10 protein-coding genes are annotated in these 12,271 nt (G+C 73.3%); 5 read left to right on the top strand and 5 right to left on the bottom strand.

Going from position 1 to position 12,271, the window contains the following annotated elements:
* Positions 1-33 precede the first annotated feature (33 nt).
* Positions 34-1,635: a PucR family transcriptional regulator gene (locus ACH4J0_RS14230; RefSeq protein ID WP_396239761.1), complete on the bottom strand. Its 1,602-nt coding sequence runs from the start codon at positions 1,633-1,635 to the stop codon at positions 34-36.
* 144 nt (positions 1,636-1,779) lie between these two features.
* On the opposite strand from ACH4J0_RS14230, the gene ACH4J0_RS14225 reads away from it, so the two are divergent.
* The 5 genes from ACH4J0_RS14225 (at position 1,780) to ACH4J0_RS14205 (ending at position 7,614) form a co-directional block, all read left to right on the top strand.
* Positions 1,780-2,376 (top strand): PadR family transcriptional regulator, encoded by a 597-nt coding sequence (locus ACH4J0_RS14225; RefSeq protein WP_396239759.1) that lies wholly within the window; start codon positions 1,780-1,782, stop codon positions 2,374-2,376.
* The gene (locus tag ACH4J0_RS14220; protein WP_396239757.1) at positions 2,373-3,677 is read left to right on the top strand and encodes an FAD-dependent oxidoreductase; all 1,305 of its coding nucleotides are present in this window, start codon (positions 2,373-2,375) and stop codon (positions 3,675-3,677) included. Before ACH4J0_RS14225 ends, ACH4J0_RS14220 begins: the two co-directional genes overlap by 4 nt.
* Before the next feature lie 177 nt (positions 3,678-3,854).
* The gene (gene pruA / locus ACH4J0_RS14215) at positions 3,855-5,483 is read left to right on the top strand and encodes an L-glutamate gamma-semialdehyde dehydrogenase (RefSeq protein ID WP_396239755.1); all 1,629 of its coding nucleotides are present in this window, start codon (positions 3,855-3,857) and stop codon (positions 5,481-5,483) included.
* Positions 5,484-5,643: 160 nt separating this feature from the next.
* Positions 5,644-6,573 carry a proline dehydrogenase family protein gene (locus tag ACH4J0_RS14210; protein WP_396239753.1) on the top strand — a complete coding sequence of 310 codons (930 nt, stop codon included), beginning with the start codon at positions 5,644-5,646 and terminating at the stop codon, positions 6,571-6,573.
* Between the two features lie 348 nt (positions 6,574-6,921).
* On the top strand, positions 6,922-7,614 hold the full coding sequence (locus tag ACH4J0_RS14205) for an RraA family protein (protein WP_396239751.1): 693 nt from the start codon (positions 6,922-6,924) through the stop codon (positions 7,612-7,614).
* A gap of 4 nt (positions 7,615-7,618) precedes the next feature.
* Here ACH4J0_RS14205 and ACH4J0_RS14200 read toward each other — a convergent pair whose 3' ends face one another.
* From ACH4J0_RS14200 to ACH4J0_RS14185, 4 genes are all read right to left on the bottom strand, one after another.
* Positions 7,619-8,107: a GNAT family N-acetyltransferase gene (locus ACH4J0_RS14200; RefSeq protein WP_396239749.1), complete on the bottom strand. Its 489-nt coding sequence runs from the start codon at positions 8,105-8,107 to the stop codon at positions 7,619-7,621.
* 65 nt (positions 8,108-8,172) lie between these two features.
* Positions 8,173-9,138 (bottom strand): SGNH/GDSL hydrolase family protein, encoded by a 966-nt coding sequence (locus ACH4J0_RS14195; protein ID WP_396239747.1) that lies wholly within the window; start codon positions 9,136-9,138, stop codon positions 8,173-8,175.
* Between the two features lie 160 nt (positions 9,139-9,298).
* Positions 9,299-10,675 (bottom strand): TerD family protein, encoded by a 1,377-nt coding sequence (locus ACH4J0_RS14190; RefSeq protein ID WP_396239745.1) that lies wholly within the window; start codon positions 10,673-10,675, stop codon positions 9,299-9,301.
* 170 nt (positions 10,676-10,845) lie between these two features.
* Positions 10,846-12,147, bottom strand: a complete 1,302-nt coding sequence (locus ACH4J0_RS14185; RefSeq protein ID WP_396239743.1) for a hypothetical protein — start codon at positions 12,145-12,147, stop codon at positions 10,846-10,848.
* Positions 12,148-12,271: the final 124 nt, after the last annotated feature.

The following is a 12,271-nucleotide window of genomic DNA, read 5'->3' as shown; positions in this document are numbered from 1 at the left end:
GCACGGGGCTGCCCGTGGGCCCGGGGCCCGCCCCTAGTCGTCCGCGGGCAGCCGCAGTTGCAGCATCGCCAGCAGCCGCTGCTGCGGCTGGGCGAGGTCGATGCCGGTCAACTGCTCGGCGCGGCGCACCCGGTAGCGCAGGGTGTTGGGGTGGATGTGCAGGGCGTCGGCGGCGGTTCGGACCTCGCCGAGCGCGTCCAGCCAGGCGAGCACGGACTCGGCGAGCCGGGTGCCGTGCCGGCGGTCGTACTCGGTGAGCGCGGTGAGCCGCGGGTCGCGCAGGCCGCCGCGCTCCTGGAGCAGCGCCAGCATCTCGCTGACCAGCACCTCGGCCTGGACGTCGATCAGCGCCGCGACGTCCAGGTCCACTCCGCCGCGGCCCATCGCGTCCAGGATCCGGTCGGCCTGGGCGCGGGAGTCCGGCACCTGGGAGAGGCCGTCGACGGTCGAGCCGATCGCGGCGCGCAGCGGGACGCCGAGGTGTTCCCGGGCGGCGGTGACCACCTCGTCGGCCCAGCCGCGGACGGTGGTCATCGGCAGGCCCGGCGGGAGTTCGGGTAGCAGCACGTAGACCCGGGACTCGATCGGGGCGAGCAGAGCGGTGCGGTGCCGGGCGGCGGTGTGCACCGAGATCAGGCCGGTGACGTCGGAGCGGTGCAGCGCCTCCGTGGTGTGGGCGCTGTACGCCAGTACGGTGGCCGGGCGGCGCAGGTCCAGGCCGAGGTGGGTGGCGAGCGACTGGGGACCGGTGGAGCCCTCCAGCAGTCCGGTCAGCAGGGTCTGGGTGAGCCGGACGTCGGCGGACAACTCGCGGCGGCGGCGCACCAGTTGGGCGGCGGCCACCCGGGCGGCGCCGACCAGGGCCTGTTCGGCCAGCGGGGCCAGCGGCTGGGCGCCCTCCTGTACCCAGATGGTGCCGAGCGGCTGCGCCCCGGCCCGGATGCCGACCGCGAGGCGGCGGCGCAGCCCGAGTTCGGGGTGCGGCTCGACCGCGATCGGGGCGTCCGAGCTGCGCAGGTGCTGGAAGATGCCCCACTCGCGGAGCTTGGAGAGGTACGGCTCCGGGCCCTGCCAGCCGAGGATGGACAGCCGGCGCAGGTCGTCGACCTCGTCGGAGTCGGAGGAGCGGGAGTAGGCGAGCACCCGGCTGGAGGTGTCCTCGATCGAGACGATGCCGTTGGTGAGCACGGCGACGGTCTGGGCCAGGGAGAAGAGGTCGCCGGCGTTGGGCTCGGGGGCGCCCGGGGAGTCCGGGGCGTCCGGGCCGGCGATGATCGCCCGGGCGAGCGAGTCGAGGTGCTCCCAGCGGGTCTCACGGCGGACCGAGAGCAGGGCGACGCCCGCGTCGGTGGCGGCCTCGCGCAGGGCGTCGGCCTGGCCGGGGGCGTCCAGCTTGACCGCGACGGCGGCGGCGCCGGCCCGGCCGGCCGCGCGCAGGGCGGGGAGGGCGGCCCGGCCGCGGGCGCCGATGGCGAGGACGAGTTCGCCGGGGGCGGCGGCGGGCGGGTCCTCCGGGTCGAGGATCGCGACGTCGCGCACGGGGACGTCCAAGCCCTGGGGAGCGGCCTGGAGTTCGACCAGCGGCTCACCCAGGGACATCAGCAGCTGGCGGAGCGGGAGGCCGGGGGTGGTCACTCCGCGCCTCCTTCATCCGCCCGGACAACGGTGTGTGGTTGATTTTAGCCGGGCGGACAGAGTTCCTGTCCGTGGTTCCTAGTTAGTTGACTCTGACTATTCAGGAGTGGATAGTCAGTACTGACCAAGAGATGAGGACGTCTCGTGGCGAAGCGACGCAAGGTGTCGAACCCGCTGGCCCTCGCGGTCCTGGCCGAACTCCTGGCCGAGCCGATGCACCCGTACGAGATGGGTCGCCGGCTCAAGGAGCACGCCAAGGACCGCAACATCAAGTACAACCGCAGCTCGCTGTACATGGTCGTGGAGCAGTTGCGGAAGGCCGGGTTCGTCGTCGAGCAGGAGACCGTCCGCGACACCCAGCGGCCCGAGCGCACCGTCTACGCCCTCACGGAGGAGGGGCGGACGGAGCTCTACGACTGGATGCGCGAACTCGTCGCCGAACCGCAGCACGAGTACCCCGCGTTCGGGGTCTCGCTGTCGCTGCTCATGGTGCTCCCGCCGGCCGAGGCCGCGGAGCTCCTGGAGCGGCGACGGGCCGCGCTGACCTCCGAGGTGGCGGGCATCCGGGCGACGCTGCGCAAGGCCACCGAGGAGGGCGTCGGCTGGCTCTTCCTGATCGAGGAGGAGTACCGGGTCGGCGGCATGGACACCGAGATCGCCTTCGTCGAGCGCCTCATCTCACAGCTCCAGGAGCCGGACTTCATCCGGACCTGGCAGGAGCACTTCGGGAGTCTGCAATGAACGCACCGGGTACCGCCGGCCCTGCCGGCGCCGCTCGTACCGCTCGTACCGCGAGGAAGGCCCTGGTCATCGGCGGCGGCATCGCCGGTCCCGTGACGGCGCTGGCGCTGCGCAGGGCCGGCATCGAGGCGGAGGTCTTCGAGGCCTACGAGACCTCCGCCGAGGGCATCGGCGGGGTCTTCATGATCGCCCCCAACGGACTCGGCGCCCTGGCCGTCGTCGGGCTGGAGGCGGAGGTCGCCCGGATCGGGCAGCCGGTCGGACCGATGGTGATCGAGGACGGCAAGGGCGGGACGCTGGCCGAGTTCGCAGGCCTCCCCGACCTGCCGCGCGGGCGGCTGATGCGCCGTGCCGAGATGTACGAGGTGCTCCAGCGGCGGCTGCGCGAGACCGGCGTCCAAGTGCGCTACGGCAAACGGCTGGTGGGCGCCGAGGAGACCGCCGACGGCATCACCGCGCACTTCGCCGACGGCACCAGCGCCACCGGCGACCTGCTGATCGGCACCGACGGCACCGGATCGACCGTCCGCACCCTGATCGACCCGGCCGCGCCCGCCGCCCGGTACACCGGCCTGCTCGGAGTCGGCGGCTACAGCCCGTACCGGCTGCCCGGCCGGGCCGGACGCGGCGAGACCGTGCACTTCGCCAACGGCGCCCGCGCCTTCTTCGGCTACTGGGGCCTGGCCGACGGCAGCGGTACCGCCTGGTTCAGCAACATCCCGCAGCCCGAACGGCTCAGCCACGAGCAGGCCCGCGCGGTCAGCCCGGAGGACTGGCTGCGCCGCTGCCGCGAGCTGCACGCCGACGACCTGCCCGCCCGCGAGGTGCTGCGGGTCGCCGACGCCGGGACGGTCGAGACCTTCCCCCGGCTGGAGATCATGCCGTCCGTCCCGCACTGGTACCGCGGCCGGATGGTGCTGGTCGGCGACTCCGTGCACGCGCCGTCCAACAGCTCGGGACAGGGCGTCTCGCTGGCCGTCGAGAGCGCCGTCGAACTCGCCCGCTGCCTGCGCGACCTGCCCGACCACACCGAGGCCTTCGCCGCGTACGCGGCGCTGCGCCGGCCCCGGGTGGAGAAGATCGCCGCCGACGCCGAGCGCACCAACAACCAGAAGGCCTCCGGGCCGGTCGGGCGGATGGTGTTCCGGTTGGTCGCGCCGATCATGATGCGGACCTTCATGAGCCCGGAGAAGATGCTGCGCCCGGTGCACGGGTACCGGATCGACTGGGAGCGACGGGTGGTGCCGGTGGCACCGGCGGCGTCGGTGGTCCGGCCGAGGCGTGCGGGGCGGGCCGCCTGACGGGCGGTCGTGACCGCGGCGTGACCGCCTTCGTCGGGGCGGACAACGCCGTACGGGGGACTTTAGCCGCCCGGCCAAACAAGACGCCGGGCAGGCAGGAATAGCGTTCGTGCTGTGGCCTGCGTGCGACCCGCGCAGGCAATCCCCCCGCATTGAACGAAGGAGAGCGTGCGCTCTATGGACGCTGTGACCCAGGTCCCCGCGCCGGTGAACGAGCCGGTCCACAGCTACGCCCCCGGCAGCCCGGAACGGGCCCGTCTGGAGGCCAAGCTGAAGGAGCTGGGCGGCCAGGAGCCGGTCCAGCTGACCATGACGATCAACGGTGAGCGCCGGATGGGCGGCGGCACCGAGATCCACGTCGTCCAGCCGCACAACCACGCGGCTCGGCTCGGCACCCTGCGCAACGCCACCCAGGCCGACGCGCAGGACGCCATCGACGCTGCCCTGGCCGCTGCCCCGGCCTGGCAGGCGCTCTCCTTCGACTCCCGCGCCGCGATCTTCCTCAAGGCCGCCGACCTGCTGGCCGGCCCCTGGCGCGAGACCCTGGCCGCCGCCACCATGCTCGGCCAGTCCAAGACCGCCCAGCAGGCCGAGATCGACACGCCCTGCGAGCTGGTCGACTTCCTGCGCTTCAACGTGCACTTCGCCCGCCAGATCATGGCCGAGCAGCCGATCTCCTCGGACGGCGTGTGGAACCGCAGCGACCACCGCCCGCTGGAGGGCTTCGTCTACGCGATCACCCCGTTCAACTTCACCGCGATCGCCGGCAACCTGCCGACCGCGCCCGCGCTGATGGGCAACGTGGTGCTGTGGAAGCCGTCCCCGACCCAGCAGTACTCCGCGCACCTGCTGATGCAGCTGCTGGAGGAGGCCGGCCTGCCCAAGGGCGTCATCAACATGGTGACCGGTGACGGCCTGGACGTCTCCGCCGTGGCGCTCAAGCACCCGGCGCTGGCCGGCATCCACTTCACCGGCTCCACCGCCACCTTCCAGCACCTGTGGCGCGAGGTCGGCAACAACATCGCCGGCTACCGCACCTACCCGCGGATCGTCGGCGAGACCGGCGGCAAGGACTTCCTGGTCGCCCACCCGTCCGCCGACCCGGCCGTGCTGAAGACCGCGATGACCCGCGGCGCCTTCGAGTTCCAGGGCCAGAAGTGCTCGGCGCTCTCCCGCGCCTACGTCCCCGCCTCGCTGTGGGCCGGCCTCAAGGACGAGTTCGCCGCCGAGGTCGAGGGCCTGACCATGGGCGACGTCACCGACCTGTCCAACTTCATGTCGGCCGTCATCGACGAGCGCGCCTTCGCCAAGAACAAGGCCGCCATCGACCGTGCCCACGCCGACGACTCCGTCGAGGTCCTGGCCGGCGGCACCTACGACGACTCGGTCGGCTACTTCGTCCGCCCGACCGTCCTGGTCTGCCAGGACCCGGCCTCGGAGTACTTCCGCGACGAGTACTTCGGCCCGATCCTCGCCGTGTACGTCTACGAGGACGAGAAGTACGAGGAGATGCTGGCCCAGATGGAGTCCGTGTCGGCCTACGGCCTGACCGGCTCGATCATCGCCCAGGACCGCGCGGCGGCCCAGGACGCGATGCACAAGCTGCGCTTCGCGGCCGGCAACTTCTACATCAACGACAAGCCGACCGGTGCCGTCGTCGGCCAGCAGCCCTTCGGCGGCGGCCGGGCCTCCGGCACCAACGACAAGGCCGGCGCCAAGCAGAACCTGGCGCGCTGGACCTCGACCCGCTCGGTCAAGGAGACCTTCGTCCCGCCGACGGACTACCGCTACCCGCACATGGGCTGACCAGCCCTGCTGCCGACCGGTCCGCTGTAGAAGCCAACGGTCACCCGCGACGCCCGGTCCCGCAGCCGGGCGCCGCCCCGCCGGGGCGGCGGATCACCCCCGTACCGCCGCCCCGGCCCCCTTTCTGCCACCCTTGGAAACACCAGCTCCAGGAGTCACGATGCTCCGTTCCGCCCTTCTCGCGGCCTCCCGGTCCCCGCAGGTCCGCACCGTGGTCGAGAAGTTCCCCCCGACCCACGCGATAGTCGAGCGCTTCGTCGCCGGTGACGTCCTCGACGACGCCGTCACCGCCTGCGACGACCTCGTAGCCACCGGCCGCAAGGTCACCCTCGACCACCTCGGTGAGGACACCAAGGACGCCGCCCAGGCCGCCGGCACCGCCGAGGCGTACGAGCACCTGCTCAAGGCCCTCAAGGAGACCGGCCTCGCCGCCGGCGCCGAGGTGTCGGTCAAGCTGTCGGCCGTCGGCCAGTTCCTGCCGGTGGACGGCGAGAAGATCGCGCTGGAGAACGCCCGCCGCATCTGCGAGGCCGCCGCCGACGCGGGCACCACGGTGACCCTCGACATGGAGGACCACACCACCACCGACTCCACCCTCGCCATCGCGCGCGAGCTGCGGGCGGACTTCCCCTGGCTGGGCGTCGTGCTCCAGGCCTACCTGCGCCGCACCGAGGCCGACTGCCGCGAGTTCTCCGGCGCCGGCTCGCGCGTGCGCCTGTGCAAGGGCGCCTACAAGGAGCCCGAGTCGGTCGCCTTCCAGGGCAAGCACGAGGTCGACCTCGCGTACGTCCGCGCCCTGAAGGTCCTGATGGCGGGCGAGGGCTACCCGATGATCGCCTCGCACGACCCCAACATGATCAAGATCGCCGGCCAGCTGGCCCAGTGGAACAACCGCACCCGGGACTCCTTCGAGTACCAGATGCTGTACGGCATCCGCCCCGAGGAGCAGCTGCGCCTCGCAGGCGAGGGCAACACCATGCGGGTCTACCTCCCGTACGGCCAGGAGTGGTACGGCTACTTCATGCGCCGCCTCGCCGAGCGCCCCGCCAACCTCACCTTCTTCCTGCGCGCCATGGCCACCCGCAACTGACCCGGCGCCGGGCAACGCGACGGCCCGCACCCCTGACGGGGGGTGCGGGCCGTCGCGTGTTTCTCAGAGGAAGGGTTTGGTGTCGAGCTCGAAGTCGAACGGGGGCGGGGAGGGCGAGCGGTTCGCCGAAGGCGGCCAGCAGGATGTCGGCCTGCGATGGGGAGCCCGTGATCGGTTGCTCATGCGCCACAGCACTCATGATGCCCCTCCTTCAGATGGGCGTCACGCTATTCGCGGCTGGGCCGGGATATGCGGTACACGGCGGGCTTTCACTCGATGATGTGAGTCTGAGGCCCGGCGTAGGATTCAGGTGCTGGTCAACTGGGCTATTGGTGAGAGGAGTTGGGGATGATGAAGCAGTTCGAGGGGTTGTCCACACCGTTGGTGGCGGATGCCTGTGTACGGCTCGGGGTGGCGGTGCGGGCGGCGCCGGCGGGGGTGGGCGCAGTGACCGCCGGGGCCCGGGTGGCGGGGCGGGCGCTGCCGGTGCGGCACTACGGGAGCGTGGACGTGTTCCTGGAGGCGTACGGGGCGGCGCGGGACGGGGACGTGCTGGTGATCGACAACGGCGGGCGGACGGACGAGGCCTGCGTCGGGGACCTCGCGGTGCTGGAGGCGCGCGCCGCCGGTGTGGCCGGGATCGTGGTGTGGGGGCTGCACCGGGACACGCCGGAGCTGGTGGAGATCGGGCTGCCGGTGTTCAGCTACGGCGCGCTGCCGCTGGGGCCGCTGCGGCTGGACGGGCGGGAGCCGGAGGCACTGGTGTCGGCGCGGGTCGGGCCGCACCTGGTGACCGCCGGGGACGTGGTGTTCGCGGACGCGGACGGGGTGCTGTTCGTGCCGGCCGACCGGGTCGAGGAGGTGCTGGAGACGGCCGCCGGGATCGCCCGGACCGAGCGCGCGCAGGCCGACCGGATCGCGGCCGGGGACACACTGCGCGGGCAGACCCGGTTCGACGAGTACCTGGAGCGGCGCGCCGCCGACCCGTCGTACAGCTTCCGGCGGCACCTGCGCGCGGTCGGCGGGGCGATCGAGGAGTGAGTCCTCAGAGCGGGCGGTGCATGACGTGCAGGCCGACGTAGCCGTCCACGGGGTGGTGGAAGGCCTCGGGAACGGTGCCGACGATCTCGAAGCCCAGTGACCGGTAGAGCTTGACGGCGTGGTGGTTGTTGGCGACCACCGCGTTGAACTGCATGGCGCGGAACCCGGCCCGGCGGGCCCAGTCGAGGGTGTACTCGACCAGGGCCCGCCCGATGCCCTTGCCGTGGTGCGCCGGGTCGACCATGTAGCTGGCGCTGGCCACGTGCGCGCCGTTGCCGGGGCGGTTGCGGTTCATCGTGGCGGTGCCGAGGACCGTGCCGTCCTCGTCGACGGCGACCACCGTGCGGTCGGGGGCGGAGTGCATCCACCACTCCCGGCCCAGCTCGGAGGGCATGTCGAGGGGGTAGGGGAAGGTCTCGCCGGCGGCGACGATGGTGTGGAAGAACGGCCAGATGGCCGGCCAGTCCTCGGGGGTGGCTTCGCGGATGTGCATCCGACCAGGATGATCGCCAACGGGTGGTCGGGCCAGTGGTTTTCCGGTGCTCGCCGAAGGGGCGGTCAGCTGCCGAGGACGGTGCCCTCGACCTGGGCGGCGACGAAGGCCTGGCCCTTGGCGTTGGGGTGCACCAGGCCGTACTTGAGGGGCAGGACGTCGGTCAGCACGCCGTCCAGCCAGTGGGCGGCGTCGCAGACGCCGTGCCCGGCGGAGCCGGGGTAGAGGTCGACGTAGGTGTCCTGCTGGGCCGAGGTCTCCTGCTCGATCGCCAGGTTGAGCGGCTCCAGGACGCGGGTGCGGGCCCAGTCGAGGTCGCCGGTGGTGAAGGTGGCGAACTGCAGGGGATTGCCGTACTGGCAGCGGGCGGCGTCCTCGGGGATCAGGTGCGGGTAGCCGACGGTGACGACCCGGGCGGACGGGGCCTGCGTGTGCAGCGCGCCGAGCATGGTGGCGTAGTCGGTGCGCAACTGGTTGAGCCGGCCGGGGATCCGGGCGTCGTACTTGTCCTTGCAGGGCGTGCCCTGGCCGAGGCGGGCGGCGCCGAGTTCGATGCAGTCCTTGAGGATCCCGGCGAAGCCGAGGTCGTTGCCGCCGATGCCGACGGTGATCACCTGGGTGTCCGGGTCCACGGCGTCGACCTGCGGCGGGACGGGCGCGTAGGGGGCGTTGGGGTCGGTGCCGAGCGGCGGGAGCGGGCGGCCGAGCGGGCTCAACTTGTTCGCGTAGACGTCCAGGGTGGTGGCGCCGCTGCAACTGGCGTTGCGCAGGTCGACCTGGGAGCCGAGATCGCGGCGGATGATCTCGGGATAGGAGCCCGTGGTACGGGCGCAGCCGTCCCGGGCGTCGGTCAGGTCGCCGGTGGCCTCGATGACGCCCGCGGTGTAGGAGTCGCCGAGGACGGCCCACTTGAGTGTGCCGGCGCGGGTGGCGGGCTTGATGGCGGCCTGGGCGGCGGTGGGAGCGATCAGGCCGGCGGTGAGTGCGACGGCGGAGCCGGCGACGGCGAGGCGGGACGGGAAGCGGGGCACGGTCTCTCCTCAACGGGTGCGCGAATGCGGGAGTGCAGAGGAGAGTCGATTCACCCCCCCCGGAGAGTCAATCGAGTCGGCGCGTGTGCGACTTGATGCCTCGGGAGGGTGAATTCGCTGGCGTGGATGTGACGTTGTGGGGTTGTGGGAGTGGCGCGGGTCAGAGGAGGGCGGCGGAGGGCTCGATCATCGCCCGGGCGGTCTTGCCGTCGACGAACTCGCCCAGCGCCGTCATCTCCCACTCGCCGGAGGGGCGGCGGACCAGCTTGCACATCACCACGCCGGTGCGCGGCTCGGACTGGGTGAGGTCGAAGCGGACCAGTTCCTCCTCGGTGCGGACGTCCACCAGGCGGCAGTAGGCGTTGCGCAGCTCGGTGAACTTCTGGCCGGAGAAGGAGTTCACCACGAAGACCAGCGCGTGGACCTCGGCCGGCAGGCCCTCCAGGTGGACGGTGATCGCCTCGTCGTCACCGCCGTCGCCGCCGACCAGGTTGTCGCCCGAGTGGGCGACCGCACCGTTGAAGATGGTCAGCTTCATGAACCAGGCCGTCTCCAGACGCTGGTGCCGGGCGTCGAAGGCGAGGCAGGAGGCGTCCAGGTCGATGTCCCGGCCGCGGGCGGCGGACTGCCAGCCTAGGGCCATCCGGACCGAGGAGAGGAAGGGGCGGCCGTTCTTCACCAGGGAGACGGAGCTGCCCTTGACCAGGCTGACCCGGCCCTTGTCCAGGGTGACCTTCGGGCGCTCGGCGGGGGCCGGGGCCGGGGGTGCGGCGGGCGGCGCCGGGGGCATGGTGGGCGTCGACGGCATCGGCGGCGTCGACGGCATCGACGGGACGGTGGCGAGGGCGATCCGGGGGTCGACCGGGGGCACCGGCGGCACCGGCGGCACCGGGGGGACGGGCGGCAGCGGCGGGGTCGGCGGGGCGACGTCGGCGGGGGAGTGGATCTGGACGGTCGGCGCGCTCTGCGAGTCCGAGGCCGAGTCGGAGGCGTAGGCCGGGGCCGGTGTCGGCTGCGGGGCCGGCGTGGGGGAGTCGTCGACGGTGACGCCGAAGTCGGTGGCGATGCCCGCCAGGCCGTCGGCGTAGCCCTGGCCGACCGCGCGCACCTTCCAGACGCCGTTGCGCCGGTAGACCTCGACCACGATGAGCGCGGTCTCCAGGCCCAGTCGGGGCGGAGTGAAGGTGAGCAGCACCTCGCCGGTGTCGGCGTCCCGCAGGGTGGCGGTGGGCTCCATCCCGGCGAAGGTGGCGGACTGGTCGGCCGGGCTGGCGGTGATCACGACCTTGCTGATGTCGGCCGGGACGGCCGGGGTGTCGACGGTGATCGCGTCCGGCGCACCGGCGGCGGCCGGACGGAGGCTGACGCCGGGCCCGTGCGGGGCGTTGAAGAAGACGAAGTCGGCGTCCGAGCGGACCTTGCCGGCGTCGGTCAGCAGCAGGCCGGAGACGTCCAGCGCCTTGGGCGAGGTGACCTCGACGGTCACCCGCGCGGCGGTCAGCGGTGCGTTGCCGCCTTGGGTCAGGACGGTGGACAAGGTCTCCTCCTCGGATGCGGAACGACGGCCCGGTCCGTGGCCGGTGGGGCGCCGGGTCGGGTGCTGCCCACAGTAACGAACGTGGGTGCGGGGATGAGCCCGGTGAGCTGCCTGGTCGTCGGGCGGTCCGACCGGCGGGCGGCTCGGAGGACCGACCGGCCGACGGGCGGTCAGCGGGCCTGGTGTGTCAGGGGCTGGGCGGGCTGCGCGAGCAGCGGCCCGAAACCGCCGAGGGCGGCGACCGCGCGGGGGTGGTCGATGCCGAAGGCGGCGGCGTTCCAGCTCTCCTGCGGGCCGGGCTTGCGCACCGGGGCGACCTGGTCGGTCGGGCGGGTGCCGCGCACCGCGAAGGCGTAGCGGCCGGGCTTGACGTCGGTGCCGGGCGGGGTGGTGAAGCGGTAGACCAGGGTGCCGCGTTCCTGCTGGGTGGTCACCACGGCGCCCGGCAGGTCGGTCCAGGCGGCGCCGATTCCGGTGGCCAACTCGCCCGGTGCCAGCCGGAATTCGGCTTGGAGGGCGGTGACCGGCTCGGCCACGGTGAGGTCGAGCGTGTGCCGGAGGCCGTCGCGTCCGACCGCGGTGGTCAGGCCGGTGCCGGTCAGGGCTTGGTCGGCCTCCGGTGCGGAGTCGTGGGCCTCGGAGTCGTTGGTCTCCGGGGTGCCGGTGTCGGGAGCGTCGGTGGCGGGCGCGCCGGAGTCCCCGGGGGCCGCATCCGGCCCCGGGGCCGGGACGGCGGCCGCGGGTGGCGGCAGCGGGCGGCCGGGCGCGGGGAAGGCGGGTCCGGGCCGGGCCGGGGTGGTGGGCTGGAGGCCGGGCGGGTGCGGGGACTGCCCGGCGTCGGTCTGACCGGCCCCGGCCTGGGCCGCGCCGACCAGACCGGCATCGGGCTGTCCGGCGGCGGGCGCGTACGGCGTGGACGGCGCGGAGGGCTGCGCCGAGGGCGACGCCCCGGCGTCCGGCTGCCCGCCCGTACCGGCGCCGTTCGCGGGAATGCCGGCCGAGGACCGGGGGTCGTGCCCGGCGGAGGCCTGGCCGCCGGTCGACGGCGTGACCGGGGCGGCCGTTCCCGCCCGCAGCCCGGCCGGGGGCGTGGCGGCGGCGTTCGCCGAGCCGGACGGGTGGGTCGAGGCGTGCCCCGAGGGCTTCGGGTCGCGCGGACGGCCGGAGGGCGGCGCGGCCGGGTCCGTGGTCCGGTCGGAGGCCGCCTCGGCCTGGTCGGTGGCGCCGGGGCTGGGCGGCGGAGTGGTGCCGACCCGGGCGACGCCGGCCCGACGGCCGATGCCCTGCTGCTCGTTCAGCAGGAGGGTGGTGGCGATGCTGATGCCGACGACGGTGGACATGGCCATCGCGGCGCCGGAGAAGCGAAGGGTGGGCAGCCGGAACCGGCCGCCGAACGGGCGTGGCCGACCGTGCCGACCCTGCCGTGCGGGCTCGTGCTGCACGTCCCGCGCGGTCTCCCCACGCACAGCCACCGGACCCCTCCCTCCCCGAAGTTGCCGTCGCGTCGCCGTATTCTCCCACGCACCGGCGACGGGCCCGGATCCGGCCGTCCCGGGCCGGTCCCGCCGTGGGCCCGCGTCGGGAGGGGGAGAGCGT

Source organism: Kitasatospora sp. NPDC017646 (genome assembly GCF_044329365.1).
Taxonomy (GTDB): Bacteria; Actinomycetota; Actinomycetes; order Streptomycetales; family Streptomycetaceae; genus Kitasatospora.
This window is presented reverse-complemented; position numbering and strand designations above follow the sequence as displayed.